Raw genomic sequence first — 23,789 nt, forward strand, 5'->3', positions numbered from 1 at the left:
GGGCCATTCTTTAACTGGTTTTCTTTTTAATCGGTTTCAAACAAAATGCGGCCTGTTTGTGAACAGTTGTAATTCCCGAGAGATCCGATTTCAGCCTGGAATAACGGAGAAGATACGATTTTCTGAACCGTTTGAACGAGCTCTACTGTTTCGGGCGTTTTTAATAGAACAAGATCATAGCGTTCTGTAATAAGCGGAATAAAATCAACACCTACCATTTGTGCGGCTTTTTCAATGCCGACGCCTGCATCGGCTGTTCCGTTTAAAACCGCCGATGCGACGCGCAAGTGGCTGTTTTCTTCACGCTCATAGCCGTTTATAAATCGGGGAGAGAGGTTATGAATTCTTAGCTGCTCATCAAGCAGAATTCTGGCTCCAGATCCTTTTTCACGATTGATAATGGTGATACGCTCCTGCCTTAAATCTGTCCATGAGCGGATGTGAAGCGGATTCCCTTTTTGAACGTACAGCCCGGCTTTCCTTGCTAAAAGGTGAATGACAGTATATGAGTACCCGCTCAAAATTCTTTTCACATAAGGCAGATTATAGTCACCGGTATCTCCATCATACATATGAAGGCTGACAATATCACACTTCCCCTGATACATCGAAATGAGGCTGTTCAAGCTTCCAGCATGTGAACGCAGCGCTTTGTAAGAAGACTCTTTTTCAATATGCTGGGCAAGGATATCAAGCGCAATATCCTGTCCGCTGATCACAATACTGGCTTTATGTTCTGGATCACTGTGGGAAGGGACCGCCGCCGGGGCAGTAGTGGTCTGCTTTTTTACGTAACGGTCTAAATCTGATGCAGACATGCGCATCTGCCGGCCGACTCGAAAAACCGGAAGCTCTCCTTTTTTAACAAGATCATATATGGTTAATTTCGACACTTTTAATAAATTAGCAACTTCTTCGATCGTATATGATTGTTCTATCGTCATTTTCATCCCTCCGCCTTTTATTTTACTCGAGCCTTTCTTGAAAGGAAATATTCCTTCCTGGCCAAGGATAAATTATAATTAGTTATAATGAGTTATAACTAATTATAACTAGGAGGGGGAAGCATGAAGAAAAAAAGAATGTTTGCTTGCCTGCTGCTTGTATCGATCATTGGCTGTGCAGCTTGCTCATCAGCAGAACAAAGCAAACAGGCGAAAAACAGCGGGCAGGAAGAGGAAACCGTAACTATTACGGTGTCGGCCGCAGCCAGTCTCCAGGATGCACTCGGTGAAATTAAAAAATCATTCAAAAAAAAGTATTCCAATGTAGACGTTACATACAATTTTGGTTCTTCCGGAACACTGGCACAGCAAATTTCGCAGGGAGCGCCGGTTGATGTATTTTTTTCGGCAGCAGAGGACAAATTTGATGCTTTAGTGAAAGACGGATCCATTAAGCAGGAAAATAGTGCCGACCTTGTAGGCAATGATCTTGTTCTGATCGTTCCGAAAGAAGGGGGTGCCGCTGTCCAAACGTTTGAAGAGCTTCCAGCAGCACAGAAGGTCGCCATCGGTACGCCCGAATCGGTTCCAGCGGGTCAATATGCAAAAGAAACGATGCAGCATCTCCATATTTGGGATAAAGTGAGCGAAAAATTAATTTACGCAAAAGACGTACGGCAGGTGCTTACATACGTAGAAACAGGAAATGTCGATGCGGGAATGGTCTACAAAACCGATGCACTCATTTCTTCGAAAGTGAAGATAGCGGCGGCAGCCGAGGAAAAAAGCCATGCACCGATCATTTATCCGGCAGGTATTATCGAAAGCAGCAAGCAGCAAAAGGAAGCAGCGCTTTTTTATCAATATCTGCACAGTGAAGAAGCGATGAACATTTTTGAAAAGTACGGATTCAAAGGGTTGCGCTGACACGATGGAGTATTCATTTTGGCCGCCGCTCCGTCTTTCGGTTGAGATTGCTTTTGTATCCAGCTTCATGGTCTTAATCACCGGCCTTTTTTTCGGCAGAGTGATGGCAAATGTGTCGTTTAAAGGAAAAGCGGCTATAGAAACTCTTTTTTTACTGCCGCTCGTCCTGCCGCCGACGGTCGTCGGGTTTCTATTAATTGTGATGTTTGGCCAAAACAGCCCGGTCGGCAGACTCATTCAATTAGTATTGGGCCAGAGCATTATGTTTACGTGGTGGGCTGCCGTCATTGCGTCAACGGTGGTGGCTTTCCCCCTTATGTATCAATCATGCAAAACCGGCTTCCAATCTGTTGATCGGGACATTGAACATGCGGCACGTGTGGATGGAGCGGGTGAATTCGCGCTGTTTTTATTTGTAACCGCACCGCTCGCAATCAAATCCATTGTTTCGGGATTTTTATTAAGCTTTGCACGGGCATTGGGCGAATTTGGCGCAACGCTTATGTTTGCCGGAAACATTCCCGGAAAAACACAAACGGCTTCGACAGCTATTTACATGGCGATTGATTCGGGAAATATGGGAATGGCCTGGATGTGGGTGGGCAGTATGATTAGTATTTCGTTTCTGATGTTAGCCTGTATTCAGCTGATTAAATCCTAAAGAAAAGAGCTCACAAAAAAAGCCGAGGGGTTTCCTCGGCAAACGAATAACCAGCTGAAATAGGAGTTGGAGGGATGAAGTTCCCAACACCTACAGCTTATCCAACTTTTCTCAACAATATGCAATAGAAAGTAAAAAAGAATCCGATTAAAAGAAGAGCGCTTGAAAAAGTGCTTTTTTTGTGCAGTAAATTTTTTAGCATGGTCCTTCTCTTTTATCATATAAATAAAACAAAAAAGAAGTCTATTAACATAGTATAGCGCATACATTCAAATCAAATGAAATCATAAAAGGCGGCCAAACAAATTGGCAGGCAGTGAAGCTGAACATGATATAGGGATGGTTTATTTCCCTCAAGGGCATGAAAAAGGATTTCTAAACAAAAAACAAAGGGAGGCGTTTAAAATGAATATAGGGGAGTGGAAAATGATCGAAATTGGAGGTTCAACAGCCATCGGCTATGTGAGCAGTATCAAAAATCACAGCTGGCATAGAGAATGCGTTGAATTTACAAAAGTAGGATGGATCACAAACAATACGATCCAGTGGCGCAAACCGACTCAGGGAATTTATGAATCGAGCCGTTTCCACTCTGCTGCACAGCTACTCGACTTTTATCAAGATAAAACAGCGCTGATTGATCTGGCATTGCTAACAAGGGACAAAGAATGGTTTGAGGAATTAACAGTAGATATTTTTTAACCCCCGCTGTTTGCGGACAGACGTTCGATTTTTAGTTGCTTTTTGAACGTTTGTTCGGTATAATAGAAGAAGAAAGGGAGGTTAAAAAATGAATGGATTGTTTCAAATGTCCCTTGAAGAAAAAAAGCCAATTGTGATTATGTACATGACGGACGATCGGGTTATTACCGACCGCAGCATTATTGTAAGGAAAATTCATCCTGACTATATTCGGGCTTACTGCTTTAAACGTGGAACATTACGCACGTTTAAGCGTGACAATATTTTGGCGGCCTCTAAGTCGTTTCGAAAAAAGAAATACAACCAGTTTAAAACTGCTTTATAAGTACCTTTTAAAGGGCAGGATACCAAGCGCAGAAATATCGCCGCCGGGCGGCATTTCTGTGCTTTTTTGTTTGTGAAAAATCCAAAAACGGAGAGCTCAGAACGGCCATAGGATGCGCGACATGAATTTGTTTATGATAAAACATATGGGCGTTCAAACGATAAAGGAGGAAATCGTGTAAACGATGAATGGAGTTTATTAGGCGGAGCTGTTATAAACAAAAAAAGAGCAGAGCGGAAGCCGTCCATTGGGTTAAATATGGATGGGCTTTAGGTAAAAGCCCATCTTTATCATGCATTTGAAGATATCCGCCTGCTGAAAATAGAACAGGCGAGTACTGGTCAAAAAAGATGGTACTCGGAATCGAACCGAGGATAAAAGTTTTGCAGACCTTTGCCTTACCGCTTGGTGATACTACTATTCTGTTAAACTGGTTTATGCAGCAGAAATAAAACACATTCCTTTCGAAAATAAAAAAGCGCCTCTTTTAAAAGAGGGCTTTTTTTTTACCATTACTCGTTTGACTCATTCTTTTTTTCTTTTATGTTCTTGTTCAATTTGGCTGCGGATGGGTGAATGATCGATAACTGCCTGCGCCTGCTCGGCCGTCATGCCGCGCACTTTTTGCAGCCAATTGGACATATGTTCCTGCTCGCTTTGGAATTCATCAAGCTCAAGCTGTCGTGTTCTTTCTTCTTTTGCAATCAAATAATCTTCATAAAGACGCTGATAATCAATGTGCATGCTGCATCGCTCCTTTTTACATGCTCTACCCAAAAAAGGGAAAAGGAAAAACCTTTTCTTTTTCGGTTTCTCTACTTGCGCATAATCTTGATGCCTGTACATACACATAGGAAAAGAACAAGAGATAGGGGGACAAAGTATGAGCAGCCAGCCGCAATCTTTTTCATCTTTGAAGTCGTATGTACCACGACATGGGCCGCTTGATCCTTGTCCGCCGATCGGATGTAAGTATTACAGTACGCCTCCGAATCTGTATGTGGGCTTTCAGCCGCCGGGCCTTCCACAGTTTTCTCCCAGAGAGGCGCTGAAAAAAGGAACTCTTTGGAAAGTATTTTACGATTACTATGATAATCCGTACCGAAAAGGAGGACGAAGCCGTGGCTAATCCTCTGCCCAAGGAATATTACCAGCAGCTCGAAGAAATTCAAGCGGCTGACTTTGTTGTGCTTGAATTAATTCTTTATTTAGACACGCACCCCCATGATCCGCAGGCTCTTATGCAGTACAAACAGTTTGCCCAGTACAGTAAACAGCTGAAGCAGGCTTTTGAAGCGCAGTTTGGTCCGCTCCAGCAGAACAGTCCGAATACATCTACGGCTGAATGGACGTGGAGCACTTCTCCCTGGCCGTGGCAGGTCTAAAAAATGAAAAGGTGGCTATCGAATGTGGATTTATGAAAAAAAGCTGCAATATCCCGTGAAAGTCAGTACATGCAACCCAACGCTTGCCAAATATTTAATGGAACAGTACGGAGGAGCAGATGGAGAGCTTGCCGCTGCACTCCGTTATATGAATCAGCGCTATACGATTCCGGATAAGGTAGTTGGGCTTTTAAACGATATTGCTACAGAGGAATTCGCTCATCTTGAAATGATTGCCACCATGATTTACAAGCTGACAAAAGATGCCATGCCCGAGCAGCTCCGTGAAGCCGGGCTCGCTGAGCATTATGTCAGCCATGACAGTGCTCTTTTCTATAATAATGCGGCTGGTGTGCCATTTACCGCTGCGTACATTCAAGCAAAAGGGGATCCAATTGCAGATTTGTACGAAGATATCGCCGCTGAAGAAAAAGCTCGGGCCACCTATCAGTGGCTTATTGATATATCCGATGACCCGGACTTAAACGATTCCCTCCGTTTCCTGCGGGAAAGGGAAGTTGTACATTCCCAGCGTTTCCGGGAAGCGGTTGAAATCGTGAAGGAAGACCGCAGCCAGAAAAAAATATTTTAAACGGGAAAAAGCCAGAGCCGCCGGCTCAGGCTTTTTTGTTTGTCCATACATTAAAAAAACGCTGTACCGATAATAATGAGGAGAATAAACAAAACGACAACAAGCGCGAAACTTGATCCATAGCCCCAGCTGTTTCCTTCCTGTTTAGCATCCATTTTCTCCACCTCCACATAGTAGCGTATGCGGCAGAAAAAAACATTCCTGGACAAATCGGCAGACAAGGGTATTTCTTAGGGACAGCTTCAAATTGGAAGCATACCGTATAAAGAATGAAACTGATTTTTGAAGGAGGGGGAAAATGAGCTCTCAAAAGTTTAATGGTATCATTCAAATTCCCTATTCGCAGGCTGTTTCGAAAATTCAAACCGGCGATCTATTATTTTGCAGTGGAACTTCTTTGATCTCTGAATTTATTAAAAAAGCATCCAACTCTCTTATGAGCCATGTCGCTTTTTTAGTGCGCTGGCACGGCCGGATTCTCGTATTTGAAAGTGTTGAAAGCACCGGGGTGCGTGTGATTCCACTGGCTCAATACGTAAAGGGAAATCGGCAGACAGGTGAAAAGTATAAAGGGGCGCTGTACATAGCGCGCCACAAAACCCTCATTGCTTCTTCATTCGATAGAAGAAAACTGCACTATATGATTGGAAAAGCACTTGATTTGCTTCATCAAAATTATGACCAGGCAGAGCTGGTCCGAATTTTAACGAGAATTAAACTGGGCATTGGGCGGCATAAAGAAAATGAAGAATATATTTGTTCGGAGTTTGTAGATTTATGTTTTAAACAAATAGGCGTTGAGTTTCCACGGACAAAAGAAGGTTTTATCTACCCCGAACATATTGCAGCAGATCCCAATGTTTACCCGATGTTTCAAATGGTTCCTGACTTATCAGGCGAAAGGGTGAACGCAACCGCCAAAACAATCAATCCGTACACACACAGATAAATAAAATTGCGCTGATCTGTTTGCTTCATAACAAAACGCTCCTTTTTCATAAGCTGCTCACTCTTAGTATGGATGGTCCTTTTAAAAATATTCTTATTTATTACATTATGTGCTAAATTCAAATAAATTATAAAAAAAGGCTTATAATAAAGCAGGAAAGGGAAAAGAATGTTATCGACAAAGAAAAAAGGAAGTGACCAGCCATGCAAATTGAAAAACGCGCATTAGATTTGCTAAATGTTATGAAAAACGGCGAAAAGCCAGGACAGGGAGAAACAAGCCTTCAGTCATTCGGAGAAGCGCTGCATTTTCTTGATTCCAATAATCTTGCAACAGGCATTTCAGTGAACCGGTCCGATGAAGGAGACATTGTCGGCTGCACGATTGAAGATGAATACTCCGTTACAGAATCGGGATATGAATTTCTTGAAAAAAATGCGGGACGAACAGAATAAACACATGGAGAAGCTGCTGAAGGCCGGTAACAGCCGGTAAAAGCAGCTTCTTTTTTATGCCAAATAAACAAAGAATTTAAATCGTAAAAAGGAGCGCATTCATGTGCGTGTATGCATCTAATATAAATAGCAGTGGCGGCAAGGAGGGGGACATATGCTTAAACCGGGTGATTGGGTTATTATTGCGAATGGGCAGGAACGAATTATCGGCTTCATACGTGATTTTTCCAGGCTGCGGAATGAAGTATATATTGTGCAGGTATCAACGTATATGGATAAACGAATTACACCTATGAAACCAGTCCTTGAAGTAGTGGAAAGCAAAAAAATTATGGCTGTCGGCTTAACCCTTGCAAAAGAAGATTGGGATGCGATGATTGATCTGGCTATCATGACCGATGATGAGCAGTGGTTTCGACAATTATCCAAAAGAAAACCGGGATAAAAACACATATTTACCGCCAGGCTTAAAAATGATATATTCACAGTAAATGGATGATGAAAAGAGGATAAAACATGATTGACCACATTGTACTTGTTAAATTTGCAGAAACGACGACTGTCGAACAGCTTGAGGAAGTAGTCAAGCGCTTTAAAGCCCTTGAACAGCACCTTGAGGGTGTCATTGATATTCAAGCTGGAATTAACTTTTCAGAAAAAAATCAAGGCTACCAGGTTGTCCTTACCACGCGTTTTGAAAACAAAGCAGCTCTTGAAGCATATGGGCCTCACCCGGAGCATCAAGCTGTCGCTGCTTTTATTCGTGAAGTTGGCCGTCTCGACAGTATCGTCGTTGATATTGAAATTTAACAGCTTTGACTCCTTGAGCGATCAAGGAGTTTTTTTATATCAATGCGATAACAATTATTAAAAATGGGTTATATCAGGATCAGGCGTTTTAATAGGGTTAAAAGAGGTAAACTCCTTACGAATGTTTATTTAAAAGGGGTTTTTGCATGTTTAGTTTTAACGATATGGGTGCATTTATATGGGCATTTTTTATTACGCTTCCGCTGACGCTGCTCATTCATACAGCAGGCCACGCGTTTTTTGCCCGTTTGTTTGGCAGCAAAACCTCTCTTGTGATTGGCCGGGGAGCCAAACTGTGCCGGGTAAAAAACCTGGAAATCCGAAGATTTTATTTTATTGATTCTGCATGCCATTACAATGACCTGAAACATGACCGCCGCTGGAAGCATGCGCTTATTTATGCAGGAGGCCCCATTTTTAATCTTTTATCGATTTTTGTTGTGAACGGCTTGATTTATCATGGCATTTTGCCTCCACATCTCTTTTTTTATCAGTTTGTTTATTTTTCGATTTATCTTGTGTTTTTTTCTATCCTTCCGATCGATTACGGAAGGGAAAGACCGAGTGATGGAAAAGCGATCTACGATGTGCTTAAATTTGGAAAAGTATATAAGGAATTTGATTAACACCCTCATGAAGTCCTTCATGGGGGTAAACTTCTTTCCATTAGACCAGCAGCAAAGCGGCGGAGCGAAAAAAATGCTAAAATAAGAATAGAAAAAATTGACCGTTATGTAATCCATGTGTAATCAAAAAACGACAGCGATTCAAGAGGGAGGTGAGCACATGGCGGGCTTATATCCGAAAAATGGCCGTGTGATTTTTCATATCGATGCGAATGCGTTTTTTGCCAGTGTAGAGATGGCTGAAAATCCGGCATTAAAAGATAAGCCGGTCATCATCGCCGGAGACCCGCAGGAGCGAAGAGGCATTGTTGTGGCAGCCAACTATCTATGTAAACATAAAGGAGTTTATACAACGATGGCGCTGCGGGAAGCGCTGAAGCTTGTACCGGAAGCGGTTGTGATCAAACCAAATCATGCGTTATATAAAAAGTACTCAAAGCGGATTTTTGCGCAAATAGCCGAGATCTCTCCCTTGATTGAGTATGCTTCTATTGATGAAGCGTATCTTGATATTACAGCTTGTGAGCACCTAGGCTCACCAATTGATATTGCGACGGGCATTCAAAAGAAAACAATGGAGGAGTTTTCCATTCCGCTTTCTATTGGTATTGCTCCGAATAAATTTTTGGCTAAAATGGCAAGCGACATGAAAAAGCCGCTTGGCATTACTGTATTAAGAAAACGGGATGTTGAGCGTGTACTTTGGGGCAGGCCGGTGGTGGAAGCACACGGGATCGGGGCCAAAACAGCTGCAAAGCTGATGGAACATGGAATTGCCACGATGGGCGACCTGGCAAAAGTAGATGTGAAAAAACTTCAATCTATTATGGGCGTACGAGGGATACGGATGCGGGAGCGGGTCAACGGAATAGATGACCGGCCAGTGGATTCGGAAGCAAATACGTCGTATAAGAGCATTGGAAACTCCACGACCTTCCCCGAGAATCTTATCGAGCCGGCCATTATTTATGCTAAGCTTCGTCTGCTCGCCCGCTCGGTCAGCGAAAGGATGAAAGCGAAGGGGGCGGTTTCGCGCACCATTCAAGTGATGATCCGTTACAGTGACTTTAAAACCGTCACCAGAAGCCAGACGCTGCCGGCTGATATTCAGGAAGAAGAAGAGCTCCTCTCAGCAGCGGAAGCGATCTTTTTCAAGCACTGGACAGGAGAGCCAGTCCGGCTGCTGGGCATTACCGCACAAAATGCTGGCCACAAGCAGACGCTGGAAACACAAATGGATTTGTTTTCTTTTCAGGAAGAAGCGGACAAGCTTGAACCGCTTGTAACGACAGTAGAAGCATTAAAACGAAAATTTGGAGAGGGCATTATTAAAAAGGGGTGGGTACAATGAAAAGAGACAAACAAATGTCTTTTAGCGAACCTGCGGCGGCTGTGATTGAAAGCCTGCAGCAGCGTCAAAATGTCCTATGGGTAAACCGAAATCGGCATAACCGGGTTCCGCCCTTGTTTTCGCTCCAGGACGTAGAAGAAGCAGAAAAAAGGCTCCAGCGGTTTGCTCCTTATCTGGAAGTTCTTTTTCCTGAGCTGGAGAAAGAAAAAGGATTTATTGAATCGCCCGTCCTGCCAATCCCGGAGATGAAAGCATGGCTGGAGGCGGCAGCAGACCGGCAGATCGAAGGCGGTTTATGGCTAAAAGAAGATCACAAGCTTCCGATTTCCGGTTCGATCAAGGCGCGCGGGGGGATTTATGAAGTACTAACATATGCCGAAGAGCTGGCACTGAAAGAAAGCCTGATCAAAGAAGAAGATGATTACCGTGCTTTTGATGGTCCGGCTTTTAAAACTCTTTTCTCATCGCATCGAATCATCGTCGGCTCAACGGGAAACCTTGGACTCAGCATTGGCATAATGGGCGCCAAGATGGGGTTTCAAGTAACCGTGCATATGTCGGCAGACGCAAAGAAATGGAAAAAAGAGCTGCTTCGTCAAAAAGGCGCCTTTGTGGTGGAACATAAAGCGGATTACGAAAAAGCGGTTGCCGAAGGAAGGGACGAGGCTGCACAGGATTCGCGCGCATATTTTATAGATGATGAGCATTCGCACCGGCTGTTTTTAGGCTACGCAGTGGCAGGACTTCGGCTGAAGCACCAGTTTGATGAGAAAGGAATCCTTGTGAACGAACAGCAGCCTCTTTACGTTTATTTGCCATGCGGCATTGGGGGAGGCCCAGGTGGTGTGGCATTCGGCCTCCATCTTGCTTTTGGCCCGCACGTTCACTGTTTTTTCGCCGAGCCGGCAGAAAGCGCCTGTATGCTGCTCGGGCTTGCCACTGGACTGCATGATCGTATTTCAGTGCAGGATGTTGGCTTAACGAATCAAACAGAAGCAGATGGCCTTGCTGTCGGCCGTCCGTCCGGATTCGTCGGAAAGCTTGTTGAACCCTTTATAGCCGGCAGCTGCACGGTGCATGATGACCAATTGTTTGCCATGCTGAACGGGCTTGCCGAAACAGAACAGGTCAAGCTTGAACCGTCCGCTTTAGCCGGCATGATCGGGCCTGTGCTCTTGGCTGGAGAAAAAAAGATAGGCGGCCAGCCGATTCATCTTGTATGGGCGACCGGCGGCAGCATGGTCCCAGATGAAAATATGGATGCATACATTCAAAAAGGACGCACGGTTGTAGCCGATTGCCTGAACATCAAAAAATAAATACAATCTGCCATTTTCTATGGAGAAAATGGCTTTTTTATTTGGAAGCAGAGTTTTAGTATTCAAGAAAAATTATTTGTGTCTCTCTGTGCTCTCCGGTAAACTATTGAAGGTGTAAAAGAAGAGGAGACGTGTATCGTGGAAAATATGATTGAAGTAAAAGATTTGCGCAAAGAGTTTAAATCGCATTCGAGCCGCTCCGGATTAAAAGGAGCTTTTCGTGATTTATTCACGCGCCAGTATAAAGTGGTTCCGGCTGTAAACGATATTTCCTTTACCGTAAAACGGGGGGAAATGGTCGGCTATATCGGTGAAAATGGGGCGGGAAAATCAACAAGCATCAAAATGCTGACTGGCATTTTAACACCGACATCCGGCATTGTCCGCGTGAACGGAATGGACCCGCATAAAGAGCGGGAACAGTTTGTTCGTTCGATTGGTGTTGTTTTCGGCCAGCGGTCACAGCTTTGGTGGGATATTGCCGTGCAGGAATCATTCCGCCTGCTGAAAAAAGTATACAATGTGCCGGATGATGTATATAAGAAGCATATGGGTCATGTAATCGAATCTCTTGATATTGGCCCGCTTTTAGACAAGCCGGTCCGCAAGCTGTCACTTGGCCAGCGAATGCGGTGTGAGCTGGCGGCGGCACTTCTGCATAACCCGCCGCTGTTGTTTTTGGACGAGCCGACAATTGGGCTTGATGTATTGGTGAAACTAAAGATTCGCGAATTTTTAAAAGAGATGAATGCCGCATACAACACAACCGTGCTGTTGACTACACATGATTTAAGTGATATTGAAGCGCTGTGCGAGCGGGTTGTCATGCTTGATGAAGGCAAAATCATTTATGATGGCCAGCTCGAAAGCCTGCGTTCTAACTGGGGAGAAGGCAAGCAAATTGAATTTCAGTTTGCCAATGCCGGTGTTACAAAAAAAGAACTTCAGCCGCTTTTGGCCGAACTGGACGGAGCATGGACACCGGGAGACCGTCAAAATGTCTGGATTGCCAATGTACTCAATGAAGAGCATGTGATTTCTGAAGTGATCGGCCGCGTGGCGGCTGCCCATAAAATTACTGATTTAAAAGTGCACGAGATTTCGATTGAAGATATTATTCGCAATATTTACGAAGAAGGCGTGACAAATGGGTAAATACATCGAAATGATCCGGATTCGCTTTTTAATGATGCTGGCATACCGGACCAATTATTATAGCGGCATTTTGATTTACAGCATTAATATTGGGGCGTATTACTTTCTTTGGAACGCCATTTACGGTGAAAAAGGGTCGATTGAAGGCATGAGTGCGTTGCAGATGACGTCTTATGTAGCCATTGCCTGGATGGCGCGGGCGTTTTATTTTAACAATATCGACCGGGAAATTGCACAGGAAATTAAAGAAGGAAAAGTAGCGGTCGAGCTTATACGTCCCTATAACTACCTGCTGATGAAAACGATGCAGGGACTTGGAGAAGGGATTTTTCGTCTGTCATTTTTTTCATTGCCGGGCATGATCATTGTCGCGCTTATTTTTCCGATTGCCTTTTCCGCCAACCCGGCAACATGGCTGCTTTTTGCCGTTTCGCTCATCTTCAGCTTTTTGATTAACATGCAAATCAATCTGCTCACCGGTATTTTAACATTTTTCTTTTATAACAATACCGGGCTTATTCGGGCAAAACGCGTGGTAATTGACTTGTTTTCCGGCCTGCTGCTGCCCATCAGCTTTTTTCCGACCTGGGCTCAGCAGGTGATGAATTATTTGCCGTTTCAAGGGATTAGTTATGTGCCGAGCATGATTTTTACAGAAAGCTTTACGCAGCCTGAAATTATTCATGCTGTTCTGTTTCAGATTATCTGGGTGCTTATTTTAATTCTCCCTATTCAAATGATTTGGCTGATCGCCAGAAAACAGCTTGTTGTACAGGGGGGATAAAGAATGAAATATATAGGGCTCTTTTTTCAATATGCCTCCCAATACATGAAAACGCGGCTTACCTACCGGACAGATATGATTGTCGAAATTGGGTCAGATTTAATGTCCCAGGCAGTTAATTTTATTTTTATTTTGCTTGTTTTCGGCCATACAACGATGATCAGCGGCTGGAGCCGGGATGAAATTATTTTTATTTACGGCTTTTTCCTTGTGCCTTTTGCGATATTCGGTGCTTTCTTTAATATTTGGGATTTTAATGATCGATATATCGTAAAAGGAGAAATGGATCGTATTTTAACCCGCCCGATTCACAGTCTTTTTCAAATTGTGCTTGAGCGGATGGAGCTTGAATCGCTGTTTGGCGTCATCACGGGAACCGCTGTTATGATTTATGCGGGAAGCCGGCTTGACTTGTCATTTGCCTGGTACGATCCTTTTGTGATGGTCCTGCTTGTACTTGGCGGAACGCTCGTGTATGCGTCTATTTTTGTTTTGATTGCCAGTATCAGTTTTTGGTCGGACAGCCCGACGAGTATTATGCCGATGATGTATAATATCGGGAATTATGGCCGTTATCCGGTCAACATTTACAACAATATGATCCGGTTTGTTCTCACCTGGATTTTGCCGTTTGCATTTGTAGGTGTATACCCGGCCGCATATTTTTTAGGGCGGGAAGAATGGTATACGTATGCATTTTTAACGCCGGTTATCGGCCTTGTGTTCTTTCTGTTTTCTATTTTTATGTGGAATGTGGGAGTGACAAAATACCGGGGAGCCGGAAACTAAAAAAACGCCAGCCGTCATCGGGCTGGCGTTTCTTTATCCTTGTGTAATGGACTTGGCCACTTTGGCAGTGGTACTCCGCGGCAGAAACTTGGCTGCAAAAGCGCCCGCTTTGTTTTTGCTGCCTGTAATGACTACTCGTTTATTTTTCAAAAGACCTTCCACACCTTCTTTGGCCACCTGTGCAGCGGGCATAGGATGGCTGAACATCTTCGTTTCTTCCACGCTTGCCACTGTCCCGAAGTTTGTTTTTGTCGGACCTGGACAAAGCGCAGTTACCGTAATATTGGTGGCGCTTAATTCCTCGGCGAGTGCTTCTGAAAAAGACAAAACAAATGCTTTTGTTGCAAAATAAACGGCCATCAGCGGTCCAGGCTGAAATGCCGCTGTGCTGGCTACGTTTAAAATGCGGCCGGAATTTTGTTCGCGCATGCCCGGAAGAAAACAGTGGGTAAGTTCGGTGAGTGTAATCACGTTCAGCTGCATCATTTCTGTTTGCTTTTCTAAACTGAGCTCGTCAAAAGGGCCAAACAGGCCAAACCCAGCGTTATTAATAAGTACATCAATATGAATGCCGGATCGATGCACTTCATCTGCTACTTCCTTAGCGGCTCCCGGCCGGCCAAGATCTTTTACGATTAATTTCATTTCTGTATCTGGGTACGCATCGGCGAAGGCCTCCAGCTTTTCCCGGCTGCGGGCCACAAGAACAAGATTATATTCGGCCTCCGCAAATATTTTGGCAAATTCCAGCCCCAGACCGCCTGAGGCGCCTGTGATCAAAGCTGTTTTATTCATTCTCTTCAGCTCCCTTTCTTTGCTACTTTAACAATAAGAGAAGAAAAGGCATTTTGCAAAAACAAGCCTGTCTCTTTTTTCATTTTGATAAATGAAAGAGAATTTTGTACAATGAATATCATTAAGAATAGGAAAATAGAACGATATAAAGAAAAGAGAATGCCTATGACATTATTGCGTCTTCCTGCAGGACTGCCAGCGGAAGAGAAAAAAAAGCTGGAACATAAACTGTTTAAAGAAAACATGCAGCGGACAAAGCTGTTCGCCAAACTGGTTATTTTTTTCGAAATGCTTTTAATTATGTTCACTCTTTCAACTGCTTTGTCAGAAGGAAGAGACATTCTTTCATTAGACTTTTATTTAAGCATGTATCTTGTGCTGACCGGTTTAAGCATCGCGCACTTAACCATGGTCCGGTTCTTTGAAAAAGGAGGCAGTGCCGATTCAATCCACACTCGCTGGTACCGAAAAGGGCTGCTGGTTGTCGTTGTTCTTTTTCTTATATGGGGAGGCGTTGTGACACTTGAAGACCAGCGGCATTACGGCCATGTGATGGCATTTGCCGTGAATGTTATGTGTGTGTCGATTTTATTTCATGCCACAAATCGGGCGATGCTTTGGATCTACAGCCTGCCTGTTTTGGTTGTATATGGCGGCCTGCCCTTTTTTCAGTCATCTGCCGATGTTTTAGCCGGCCATTATATAAATTTAACGGTCTTTTTATTTTTTTGCTGGCTCACCTCACGAATGCTTTATGCCCATTACTATAAGGATTTTTATCAAAACTGGCTGCTGCATAACGCAAATAAAGATTTAGAAGAGCAAATACAAAAAAATATCGAGATGAATGTTCAGCTCGAAGAAGCCAATAAACAGCTCCAGGCGCTTATGCTGACAGATGAACTGACAGGCATTCCAAATCGCAGAGGCTTCAGGGACTGTTTAACAGAAGAAATAAAACGTTCAGCCGGGACGCGCCCTGTTGCTTTTATGATGATTGATATTGACTGCTTTAAGCAATACAACGATTTTTATGGCCATATGAGAGGAGATGTCGTGATCCGGTCCACTGCCCAAACTATTCATCAGCATATTCCTTCTCACGCTGGCTTTGCAGCGCGCTATGGAGGCGAAGAGTTTGTCATTGTGTTGTTTGATCAAACAGAAGAATGGGTGAGAGAGCTGGGCAATACGATTTGCCGAAAGGTTCGGGAGCTGCAAATTGAGCATGCTCGTTCAACAGCTGCCCATTGTGTAACGATCAGTGTGGGCATTCAAACAGGGCATGTTGAGGAAGGGATAGATAGCCTGCTGGCTTTGGCAGATGATGCACTGTATCAGGCAAAAGAAAATGGGCGGAATCAAGTTGCCATAAATAAAAATAAAGTTGACATATTACACAATAGCGTGTAATATAGTTTATGCGATGAGCTCGTTTGCGTAAGACGATCAAGCATTCCTTTATAGGAGCATGTTGTGGAGCATGGCTTGAACGCCGCAAATTTTCGAGAAACACCCTGTTTTCGAACAGGGTGTTTTTATATACCAAAAAATCCCCTAAAAATTTTTAGGGGATTTTTTCATGCTGCGCAATTTTGTTACATAGGATGAACAAGCTTAATGAACTTGGCGATATACACCAATGACTTTTCCTAGAACGGTCACATTCGGCAGTAAAATAGGCTCCATTGAAGAGTTTTCCGGCTGCAGGCGAATATGGTCAGCTTCTTTGTAAAAACGCTTCACGGTTGCTTCGTCGTCTTCAGTCATAGCCACAACAATATCACCATTTTTCGCTGTTTGCTGCTGTCTGACCACTACATAGTCGCCGTCTAAAATACCAGCTTCACGCATACTTTCACCCACGATTTCCAGCATAAATACCTGCTCATCTGGTGGAGCAAGACGTTCCGGGAGAGGAAAGTATTCTTCTACATTTTCGATCGCTGTGATAGGAAGACCAGCCGTTACTTTTCCGACAACTGGTACGTTAACAGGGTGCTGTTTAGGCACTGAGCTGTCTGTATCTAAAATCTCGATTGCACGAGGCTTTGTCGGGTCCCGCCGAATATAATTTTTTGCCTCAAGGCGGGCAAGATGTCCGTGGACCGTTGAACTTGATGCGAGTCCAACAGCTTCTCCAATTTCACGAACAGATGGCGGATAGCCCTTTTGACGAACCTCATCTTTAATGAAATCGAGAATATCCTGCTGGCGTTTTGATAACTTAGTCAATGTTTGCACCTCACTTAGGAAATATTTACGTATAGTATAACATGTGTTCTAAATTTTCACAAACGTAAGTTCGAATTATCGCTTGACTGAAACAATCGTTCGCCTTAGAATGGATTATATCACGAACGAGTATTCGAGGAAAGGGTGTTCTTAGTGGGAAAAGCAAAAAACTATTCATTTATGTTATTATTAGCGGTGATGATGGCCTCAGCGGCGTTATACTTTAGCTTTTCAGGATCCGGTGAACCCACTTATCAAGCGATAAAAGTGGCAAAGGGAGATTCACTTTGGAGCTTAGCAGAAGATTATAAAAACCTACATAACATGGACCAAATCGAGTTTATAAAATGGGTTCAGGATAAAAACGACTTAATTACAACAAAAATAGTGCCGGGAGAAGAGTTAACGATTCCAGTCCCTGCAGATAAAAATGACAGCAGGCTTCAACTGGCAGACGGGAAATGATCATGATGAAGAAAGCGGCTATTTACTGCCGGGTGAGCACAGAAAAAGAAGCGCAGGAAACATCACTGGAACGTCAGGAGGAAGAACTTCTGGCGCTTGCGCATGAAAAGGGATTCGAAGCGGTTAGCGTGATCCGAGACCGGGCAAGCGGATACGAGCTGAACCGGCCGGGAATGCTTGATCTGCTTGACCTTGTAAAACAGGAAGAAATTGATGCGGTACTGATTCAGGATGAAACAAGAATTGGACGGGGCAATGCGAAAATTGCACTGATTCACTGTTTGTGGAAAGAAGGTGTCTCGGTTTTAAGCATCGCTGACGACGGCGAGCTGCAATTGTCCGAGTCGGATTCAATGGTTCTTCAAATTGTCAGTATGGTGGAAGAGTACCAGCGTAAAATTCATAATTTAAAAATTAAACGCGGCATGAAGCGGGCAGTTCAAAAAGGATACCGTCCCGAGAAAAATTTAAAAAACAGGGGCAACGAAATGGGACGTGTCCGGAAGGAAGTGCCGCTTTCTGAAATTGTCCGCCTTCGTGAAAACGGACTTACATATGAAGAAATTGCGGCAACACTCCGGGGATTCGGCTATGAAATTTCCCGTGCGACTGTCCATCGCCGTTATATGGAGCATGCAGAGAGCCAGGCTGTTGACCAATAAGCTTTTTTCTTGTCAACCCTTGTGTATTTCTGTACGATAACGGTATTGGAAGTATCGGAAAGGAGCGGGAAATGATGTTATCATCTGACAAGATTGCACGCATAAATGAACTGGCCCAAAAAGCAAAAAGAACGGCGCTGACAGACGAAGAGCTGCAGGAACAAACTGCGCTTCGGCAGGAGTATTTACGTGTTTTCCGTACGTCAATGCGGGACACAGTCGAACACGTCCGGGTGTTTGATCCAAACGGCAATGAAGTTACACCGAAAAAAGTGCGAGATATTCAAAAACGCAGAAAAATGAATTAATGGAAAAAAGAGACAGTGAGAGCTGTCTCTTTTTTCGCATTGTTCTGTATTTTTGTTGTATATTGTGCCAAAGACATTTAATATATAAGGGTAAATCCCCTTTTGAAAGGATGAATCTGATGTTTGATAAGACAGATCAGCTTGCGGTCACAACGATCCGTACGCTGTCAATCGACGCAATTGAAAAAGCAAATTCCGGCCACCCGGGTTTGCCAATGGGTGCAGCGCCAATGGCGTACGCGCTTTGGACAAAAGTAATGAATCACAATCCGAAAAATCCAGAATGGTTCAACCGGGATCGATTCGTACTATCAGCAGGTCACGGTTCCATGTTGTTATACAGCTTGCTTCATCTTGCTGGCTATGGTCTTTCGCTTGATGAAATCAAAAATTTCCGTCAATGGGGAAGCAAAACTCCAGGACACCCTGAATACAAACATACACCTGGCGTAGAAGCGACAACCGGGCCGCTTGGACAGGGTATTGCGATGGCAGTAGGTATGGCAATGGCTGAACGCCACCTGGCATCTGTGTACAACAAAGAGGGACATGAAGTGATTGGCCACCATACATATGCACTATGTGGTGATGGTGACTTAATGGAAGGTGTAGCATCAGAAGCAGCATCACTTGCGGCGCACTTGAAATTAAGCCGTCTTGTTGTTCTTTACGATTCGAATGATATTTCACTGGATGGAGACCTTGATAAGTCATTCTCTGAAAGTGTGGAAGGCCGCTTTAAAGCATACGGCTGGAACTACATTCGCGTTGAGGACGGCAATGATCTTGAAGCTGTTACAAAAGCGCTTGAATCAGCGAAACAGAATGAGGACGCACCAACCATCATTGAAGTAAAAACAGTGATCGGCTATGGTTCTCCAAACAAATCCGGTAAATCAGCTTCTCACGGTGCACCGCTTGGTGAAGATGAAATGAAGCTGACGAAAGAATACTACAAGTGGACATTTGAGGAAGACTTCTATGTTCCTGAAGAAGTAAAAGAGCGTTTTGAACAGGAAGCGGTTCAGCGTGGTGCCCATGCGCAAGCTGAGTGGGACAAATTATTTGCTTCGTATAAAGAAAGTTATCCCGAATTGGCAGCACAGCTTGAAAAAGCGATCAACGGCGATCTGCCAGAAGGCTGGGAAGATGCTCTTCCTGTTTATGAAGAAGGAACATCAAACGCAACACGTAACACATCTGGTGAAGCGTTAAATACGATTGCAAAAGCTGTGCCAACATTTATCGGTGGTTCTGCCGACTTGGCTGGATCAAACAAAACAACGATCAAAAACACAGCGGACTTTTTGCCAGGCAGCTATGAAGGCCGCAACATCTGGTTTGGTGTCCGCGAATTTGCGATGGGTGCTGCGATGAACGGAATGGCTCTTCACGGCGGTCTGCAAGTGTTTGGCGGAACATTCTTCGTGTTCTCTGACTACCTGCGTCCAGCAATTCGTCTGGCAGCGCTGATGGGTCTTCCTGTCACATACGTGTTTACACATGACAGTATCGCAGTCGGTGAAGACGGTCCTACACATGAGCCGGTCGAACATCTTTCTTCATTCCGCAGCATGCCAAACCTGTCTGTGATTCGTCCGGCGGACGGTAATGAAACAGCAGCAGCTTGGAAAGTGGCGCTTCAAAGCAAATCAACACCAACAGCTCTTGTGTTGACCCGCCAAAATCTTCCGGTTCTTCCGGGTTCAAAAGAGCAGGCGCATGAAGGTGTCCAAAAAGGTGCTTATACGGTTGTAAAAGCAGAAAAAACACCAGATGTTCTTCTTTTGGCAACTGGCTCAGAAGTCGGTCTTGCTGTAGAAGCACAAAAAGTCCTTCAAGGTGAAGGTATTCACGCGAACGTTGTCAGCATGCCGTCATTTGACCGCTTCGAACAGCAGGATGCTGCGTACAAAGAATCCGTTATTCCAAAATCAGTGAAAAAACGTCTTGCTGTTGAAGTTGGTTCTTCATTTGGCTGGCACAAATACACAGGCGATGAAGGAGACATTTTAGCAATCGATCAATTTGGCGCTTCTGGACCTGGTGATCTTGTGATGAAAGAATTCGGCTTTACAGTGGAAAACGTTGTGGCCCGCGTAAAAGCTCTTTTAGAAAAATAAATAAAAAAGCTGTCCGGAACCTCGGTTCCGGACTTTTTTTGTCACGGTTCTGCAAAAATTTACAGCCTCTAGTTGTATAATGGGCGCTGGTTTAGTACACTTTGAATAGATAACTTGAAGGAGGAACACGTTTATGTTTGGGTATGTGCTTACGGCTGTCCTGGCGCTTGCTGCTGGTGTAGCCCTCGGATTTTTCATCGCACGCCGTTACATGATGGATTACTTAAAGAAAAATCCACCGATTAACGAACAAATGCTGCGTATGATGATGATGCAAATGGGTATGAAACCATCACAAAAGAAAATCAACCAAATGATGGCACAAATGAACAAGATGGAGAAGAAGTAATTTGTCTTTAAACCTTGATATATCAAGGGTTTAAGCCATATTAAAGAAAAATTATCTGCTTATATTGCAGTTGAAGTTATAAAATAGATGAATTTTTCTTGTCCATTTTCACTTCATATTTGGTTAATTTTTTTATGAAACGAGAGAACCGCCTTTTTCTATTGAAAAATTCAGTAGAAGGGCGGTTTTTTTCTGCTTTTAGATGATGTTTTCAAGGAATATGATTTCTCTTGCGTTGCAAAGGGATATTCACCTAAGACAATGAAAAACAAAAGGTAGGAATATAAACAGGTGCTTTTATTCCTAAAAACTAAGCATGGTGTAGAGCGATTGGAAAGGGGGCATACGGGTGATTTGAGGGTATACATTCGGTACAAACAACAAAAAGGTTTAAAGCCACAATCTATTAATTCAATGGCTAAGATGATTGTTGCTTTCTTCAATTGGTGCGTTGAAGAAGAATACATAAAGGAAAGTCCTATGAAGAAAGTCGAGATACCAAAAGTGCCGAAGAAGGTATTACAGGGTTTCGATGGGAATGAGGTTCATAGGATGATTAATGTGTTTAATTATTCTTCCTACAATGAAGCAAGGAATAAAGCAATTATTGCAATGATGGCAGATTGCGAATTGAGGACAATGGAAATACGAACATTACCCTTCAATAACGTTGAGGATACAAAAATTTTGATTCACGGTAAAGGTGGGAAAGACCGTGTTGCTTTTATCAGTCCGGCGCTAAAGAAAATTCTTATCAGATACGAGCGCGTGAGGAAGAAATTTTTTATTAGATGCTGTTCACCAAACGGAAACCAAGATTTATATGGGAACAACCGTAAACGGGATAGTACCTCTTCCTGATGGAGTTTTTGTTGAACTGAGCAACGGGATTTCCAGCTAGTATGATCTGCTTCTCGGTTCAGACGGTGCCAATTCCATTGTACGCAAAATGATATTTGGCGATGTGTCTCAATAATATTGCGGACAATGGGTGTGGCGCTATACTCTTCTGTGTCCAAAAAATCTGGCTAGAGGCCTTTTCTATTACGGTTGTAAAGCAAAAGCAGGCTTCGTCCCTATGCCTGACGGTAAAATGTACCTGCTGGTCACCATATCCGAGCCAGGAAACCCTAAAATGCCTGCAGATCATTTGCATACTTTGCTGAAAGAACGAATTTCTGAGTGTGGAGGTATTATAAAAGAATATGCAGATCAAGTAACAGATCCTTCACAAGTCATTTATCGGCCGATATTCAGCCATCTTATTTCGGGGCCTTGGTATAAAGGAAGAGTATTGCTAGTTGGCGATGCAACTCACGGAACAGCGCCGCATCTAGGTCAGGGAGCATCACTTGCCATTGAAGATGTGATTGTACTGGTTGAGCTTCTGAAGAGAAATCTACCTGTAGAAAATACACTAAATCAATTTACGCAGGAACGATTTGAGCGAAGCAGGCTGATAGAAGAAAACTCCGACTAATTGGTGAGATGGGAATCGGATGCTTGGAAAGGAAACATGCAGAAAGAAGTAAACATCACTGATTTTGTCAATGAAACATTAGCTGAGATGAATAGGCCTATTATTTCAAAGTTAAGTGTCCTATAGGATATAGTTTATTATTTAGATGCAGGTTATTAACTTGATATAGAACAGGAAATGATTACACTTATATTTAGGGTTGGTAATAACTCACTGAAACCTTTAAATGGCTTGCAGATAAAGTCTTTTAATCATACAGGGACGGTGTTTGTAAGCTTTTTTATCGTACAGTAAGTAAAATGTGTCGATAATTATTCTTTTTGTAAACAACGTATTGTTAAATTTACTTTGTATGCTTAAGATCCCGATAGAAAATAATCAAAAAGTTATTAAGTACATTTTTGCTGTTGCTGAGGTATCCGCACCCAAAAGATTTTTTGTGGTAAAGTTCTGACAAATTGTTATAAGAATCCAGACAACCTACTTATTTGTGTAAATCTAACTATCTTTATCAATAAATGTTTATTATATGACGGGCTGGAAATAATAAAAAGTTGGAAAATATTTACTATATAAAAAATCGGATTTTTAGGTAAAGAGTTTTTGGACTTTGAAAGAATTAAAGTACCTCAATTGAAACGAGAAAAAAGGTTGTATCACTGCTATAAAAAAGGAGGGGAAATAATGAAACTATATATCTGCACACCTTGCAATGGAAACGGGTTCCATCATTGTAACGGAACTGGATATTATAAAAATGATAGAAAAAAATTGTGAAAGAGAAGGGGCTTTGGTTTGTGTGCCAGAGCTTTTTTATTTAATTTCAGATACGGACAAAATCTTAACCGCAATTCTGCGATCTAAAAAGGAGTTCGAATGAACGCAAAGTGAGGCAATATCTTAAAGTTTGATTAATATATTTTCTTATATAATATACTTGAGCGAGCCGTCACAGTTGGGCTGCTTTTTCACAATGCAGCTGCTCAGTCTCACCACCTTCATTGGTAAACTGTGTAACAAAGTCATAATAAAACCGTTTTTCTTCTGTGAAATTGTAAACACCACATTGAAACAGCAGTGCTGCTTCCTCTTCTCCATCTACTTTTTCTTTTCCAAAAGCTTTAAATCCTTCCCGCACCTGTACAATACCTGTAGAGTTTTCACCAATTTTGTTTTTTTAGATATTGCTCTGTTTCTTCTATTTTCATTATTAATTCACTCCATGTTTTATGGGAATTTATCGCATTACCGGCCAAAAGACTCCTTTAAATTGCTCCGCAATTGTATGAGTAAAAGCTGAAATATGTATGGATAAATGAATGAAGTCAAAGTGGTAATAGAGACACCGCCAATATCTGGATCTGAAGATTTTGCTTACTATTTGGGGAAGATCCCTGGTAGTATGTTTTATTGGAGCAAAGCCAGCGGAGATCCAGTTTATCCTCATCATCCTACATTCACCGCTAACGAAGACAGCTTGATCATTGCAGCAAAAGCAATGGCAGCTGTTGCAGAATATTTCGGGTAAGAATAAAGTAAACAAAGGGACGTTCTTAATGCTTCGAGCGTGGGAGCCGTCTTTTTTAAAGGAGTGATCA

32 protein-coding genes and 1 tRNA gene are annotated in these 23,789 nt (G+C 43.0%); 26 read left to right on the plus strand and 7 right to left on the minus strand.

Annotation, left to right across the window (positions count from 1 at the left end; all coding sequences use genetic code 11):
• Positions 1-26: 26 nt before the first annotated feature.
• Complete coding sequence (locus RIN81_RS03470) at positions 27-944, minus strand: substrate-binding domain-containing protein (protein ID WP_309087414.1); 918 nt, start codon at positions 942-944, stop codon at positions 27-29.
• Between the two features lie 123 nt (positions 945-1,067).
• On the opposite strand from RIN81_RS03470, the gene modA reads away from it, so the two are divergent.
• The 4 genes from modA to RIN81_RS03490 all read left to right on the plus strand — a co-directional run bounded on the left by modA (position 1,068) and on the right by RIN81_RS03490 (position 3,559).
• Positions 1,068-1,871 (plus strand): molybdate ABC transporter substrate-binding protein, encoded by an 804-nt coding sequence (modA, locus tag RIN81_RS03475; RefSeq protein WP_309087416.1) that lies wholly within the window; start codon positions 1,068-1,070, stop codon positions 1,869-1,871.
• 4 nt (positions 1,872-1,875) lie between these two features.
• The gene (gene modB / locus RIN81_RS03480; protein WP_309087418.1) at positions 1,876-2,532 is read left to right on the plus strand and encodes a molybdate ABC transporter permease subunit; all 657 of its coding nucleotides are present in this window, start codon (positions 1,876-1,878) and stop codon (positions 2,530-2,532) included.
• A gap of 306 nt (positions 2,533-2,838) precedes the next feature.
• Positions 2,839-3,234: an IDEAL domain-containing protein gene (locus RIN81_RS03485; protein ID WP_309087420.1), complete on the plus strand. Its 396-nt coding sequence runs from the start codon at positions 2,839-2,841 to the stop codon at positions 3,232-3,234.
• Positions 3,235-3,322: 88 nt separating this feature from the next.
• Positions 3,323-3,559 carry a hypothetical protein gene (locus RIN81_RS03490; RefSeq protein WP_309087422.1) on the plus strand — a complete coding sequence of 79 codons (237 nt, stop codon included), beginning with the start codon at positions 3,323-3,325 and terminating at the stop codon, positions 3,557-3,559.
• A gap of 348 nt (positions 3,560-3,907) precedes the next feature.
• Here RIN81_RS03490 and RIN81_RS03495 read toward each other — a convergent pair.
• Positions 3,908-3,977, minus strand: a tRNA-Cys gene (locus RIN81_RS03495).
• A 107-nt stretch (positions 3,978-4,084) separates the two neighbouring features.
• Complete coding sequence (locus RIN81_RS03500; protein ID WP_309087424.1) at positions 4,085-4,303, minus strand: hypothetical protein; 219 nt, start codon at positions 4,301-4,303, stop codon at positions 4,085-4,087.
• A gap of 139 nt (positions 4,304-4,442) precedes the next feature.
• Between RIN81_RS03500 and RIN81_RS03505 the strand changes: the two genes are divergently transcribed.
• From RIN81_RS03505 to RIN81_RS03515, 3 genes are read left to right on the plus strand one after another with little or no spacing between them, the layout of a single operon-like run.
• The gene (locus tag RIN81_RS03505; RefSeq protein WP_309087426.1) at positions 4,443-4,688 is read left to right on the plus strand and encodes a spore coat associated protein CotJA; all 246 of its coding nucleotides are present in this window, start codon (positions 4,443-4,445) and stop codon (positions 4,686-4,688) included.
• Entirely contained in the window at positions 4,681-4,944 is a 264-nt protein-coding gene (locus RIN81_RS03510) for a spore coat protein CotJB (protein ID WP_375164479.1), read from the plus strand. The genes RIN81_RS03505 and RIN81_RS03510 overlap by 8 nt, the downstream gene beginning before the upstream one ends.
• A gap of 22 nt (positions 4,945-4,966) precedes the next feature.
• The gene (locus RIN81_RS03515; RefSeq protein ID WP_309087430.1) at positions 4,967-5,536 is read left to right on the plus strand and encodes a manganese catalase family protein; all 570 of its coding nucleotides are present in this window, start codon (positions 4,967-4,969) and stop codon (positions 5,534-5,536) included.
• Positions 5,537-5,586: 50 nt separating this feature from the next.
• Here RIN81_RS03515 and RIN81_RS03520 read toward each other — a convergent pair whose 3' ends face one another.
• Positions 5,587-5,691: a YjcZ family sporulation protein gene (locus RIN81_RS03520; protein WP_309087432.1), complete on the minus strand. Its 105-nt coding sequence runs from the start codon at positions 5,689-5,691 to the stop codon at positions 5,587-5,589.
• A gap of 143 nt (positions 5,692-5,834) precedes the next feature.
• Between RIN81_RS03520 and RIN81_RS03525 the strand changes: the two genes are divergently transcribed.
• From RIN81_RS03525 to RIN81_RS03570, 10 genes are all read left to right on the plus strand, one after another.
• Positions 5,835-6,485, plus strand: a complete 651-nt coding sequence (locus RIN81_RS03525; protein ID WP_309087434.1) for a YiiX/YebB-like N1pC/P60 family cysteine hydrolase — start codon at positions 5,835-5,837, stop codon at positions 6,483-6,485.
• Positions 6,486-6,688: 203 nt separating this feature from the next.
• Positions 6,689-6,940 carry a hypothetical protein gene (locus RIN81_RS03530; RefSeq protein ID WP_309087436.1) on the plus strand — a complete coding sequence of 84 codons (252 nt, stop codon included), beginning with the start codon at positions 6,689-6,691 and terminating at the stop codon, positions 6,938-6,940.
• A gap of 154 nt (positions 6,941-7,094) precedes the next feature.
• The gene (locus RIN81_RS03535; RefSeq protein WP_242233045.1) at positions 7,095-7,385 is read left to right on the plus strand and encodes a hypothetical protein; all 291 of its coding nucleotides are present in this window, start codon (positions 7,095-7,097) and stop codon (positions 7,383-7,385) included.
• A gap of 71 nt (positions 7,386-7,456) precedes the next feature.
• Positions 7,457-7,750, plus strand: coding sequence for a Dabb family protein (locus RIN81_RS03540; RefSeq protein ID WP_050182798.1), 294 nt, complete (start codon positions 7,457-7,459; stop codon positions 7,748-7,750).
• A gap of 146 nt (positions 7,751-7,896) precedes the next feature.
• A complete protein-coding gene (locus RIN81_RS03545) occupies positions 7,897-8,376 on the plus strand; it encodes a site-2 protease family protein (protein ID WP_309087439.1) in 480 nt (159 codons plus the stop codon).
• A gap of 160 nt (positions 8,377-8,536) precedes the next feature.
• A complete protein-coding gene (locus RIN81_RS03550) occupies positions 8,537-9,727 on the plus strand; it encodes a DNA polymerase IV (RefSeq protein ID WP_309087441.1) in 1,191 nt (396 codons plus the stop codon).
• Positions 9,724-11,046, plus strand: coding sequence for a D-serine ammonia-lyase (locus RIN81_RS03555; protein ID WP_309087443.1), 1,323 nt, complete (start codon positions 9,724-9,726; stop codon positions 11,044-11,046). The genes RIN81_RS03550 and RIN81_RS03555 overlap by 4 nt, the downstream gene beginning before the upstream one ends.
• Positions 11,047-11,184: 138 nt before the next feature.
• The gene (locus RIN81_RS03560) at positions 11,185-12,201 is read left to right on the plus strand and encodes an ABC transporter ATP-binding protein (protein WP_309087444.1); all 1,017 of its coding nucleotides are present in this window, start codon (positions 11,185-11,187) and stop codon (positions 12,199-12,201) included.
• A complete protein-coding gene (locus RIN81_RS03565) occupies positions 12,194-12,985 on the plus strand; it encodes an ABC transporter permease (protein WP_309087446.1) in 792 nt (263 codons plus the stop codon). The genes RIN81_RS03560 and RIN81_RS03565 overlap by 8 nt, the downstream gene beginning before the upstream one ends.
• A gap of 3 nt (positions 12,986-12,988) precedes the next feature.
• A complete protein-coding gene (locus RIN81_RS03570) occupies positions 12,989-13,774 on the plus strand; it encodes an ABC transporter permease (protein WP_309087448.1) in 786 nt (261 codons plus the stop codon).
• 33 nt (positions 13,775-13,807) lie between these two features.
• On the opposite strand, the gene RIN81_RS03575 is transcribed toward RIN81_RS03570, so the two are convergent.
• Positions 13,808-14,569, minus strand: coding sequence for an SDR family NAD(P)-dependent oxidoreductase (locus RIN81_RS03575; RefSeq protein ID WP_309087451.1), 762 nt, complete (start codon positions 14,567-14,569; stop codon positions 13,808-13,810).
• A 165-nt stretch (positions 14,570-14,734) separates the two neighbouring features.
• Here RIN81_RS03575 and RIN81_RS03580 point away from each other — a divergent pair, with 165 nt between their 5' ends.
• A complete protein-coding gene (locus tag RIN81_RS03580) occupies positions 14,735-15,982 on the plus strand; it encodes a GGDEF domain-containing protein (protein WP_309087453.1) in 1,248 nt (415 codons plus the stop codon).
• 204 nt (positions 15,983-16,186) lie between these two features.
• On the opposite strand, the gene lexA is transcribed toward RIN81_RS03580, so the two are convergent.
• Complete coding sequence (gene lexA / locus RIN81_RS03585) at positions 16,187-16,804, minus strand: transcriptional repressor LexA (protein ID WP_242233037.1); 618 nt, start codon at positions 16,802-16,804, stop codon at positions 16,187-16,189.
• Positions 16,805-16,957: 153 nt separating this feature from the next.
• On the opposite strand from lexA, the gene yneA reads away from it, so the two are divergent.
• The 7 genes from yneA to RIN81_RS03620 all read left to right on the plus strand — a co-directional run bounded on the left by yneA (position 16,958) and on the right by RIN81_RS03620 (position 22,191).
• Positions 16,958-17,269, plus strand: coding sequence for a cell division suppressor protein YneA (yneA, locus tag RIN81_RS03590; protein ID WP_309087455.1), 312 nt, complete (start codon positions 16,958-16,960; stop codon positions 17,267-17,269).
• 5 nt (positions 17,270-17,274) lie between these two features.
• Positions 17,275-17,931: a YneB family resolvase-like protein gene (locus RIN81_RS03595; protein WP_251273595.1), complete on the plus strand. Its 657-nt coding sequence runs from the start codon at positions 17,275-17,277 to the stop codon at positions 17,929-17,931.
• A 74-nt stretch (positions 17,932-18,005) separates the two neighbouring features.
• A complete protein-coding gene (locus tag RIN81_RS03600) occupies positions 18,006-18,239 on the plus strand; it encodes a DUF896 domain-containing protein (protein WP_242233035.1) in 234 nt (77 codons plus the stop codon).
• Between the two features lie 119 nt (positions 18,240-18,358).
• Positions 18,359-20,362, plus strand: coding sequence for a transketolase (gene tkt / locus RIN81_RS03605; RefSeq protein WP_309087457.1), 2,004 nt, complete (start codon positions 18,359-18,361; stop codon positions 20,360-20,362).
• Between the two features lie 133 nt (positions 20,363-20,495).
• Complete coding sequence (locus RIN81_RS03610) at positions 20,496-20,711, plus strand: YneF family protein (protein ID WP_050182786.1); 216 nt, start codon at positions 20,496-20,498, stop codon at positions 20,709-20,711.
• 330 nt (positions 20,712-21,041) lie between these two features.
• The gene (locus RIN81_RS03615) at positions 21,042-21,572 is read left to right on the plus strand and encodes a tyrosine-type recombinase/integrase (RefSeq protein ID WP_309087459.1); all 531 of its coding nucleotides are present in this window, start codon (positions 21,042-21,044) and stop codon (positions 21,570-21,572) included.
• A 217-nt stretch (positions 21,573-21,789) separates the two neighbouring features.
• Positions 21,790-22,191, plus strand: a complete 402-nt coding sequence (locus RIN81_RS03620; protein WP_309087460.1) for an FAD-dependent monooxygenase — start codon at positions 21,790-21,792, stop codon at positions 22,189-22,191.
• 949 nt (positions 22,192-23,140) lie between these two features.
• Here RIN81_RS03620 and RIN81_RS03625 read toward each other — a convergent pair.
• On the minus strand, positions 23,141-23,329 hold the full coding sequence (locus RIN81_RS03625) for a hypothetical protein (protein ID WP_309087462.1): 189 nt from the start codon (positions 23,327-23,329) through the stop codon (positions 23,141-23,143).
• Positions 23,330-23,506: 177 nt separating this feature from the next.
• Between RIN81_RS03625 and RIN81_RS15755 the strand changes: the two genes are divergently transcribed.
• Positions 23,507-23,719, plus strand: coding sequence for a M20/M25/M40 family metallo-hydrolase (locus RIN81_RS15755; RefSeq protein WP_375164480.1), 213 nt, complete (start codon positions 23,507-23,509; stop codon positions 23,717-23,719).
• Positions 23,720-23,789: the final 70 nt, after the last annotated feature.

Source organism: Domibacillus sp. (assembly GCF_031181085.1).
In the GTDB taxonomy this organism is placed as follows: domain Bacteria; phylum Bacillota; class Bacilli; order Bacillales; family Domibacillaceae; genus Domibacillus.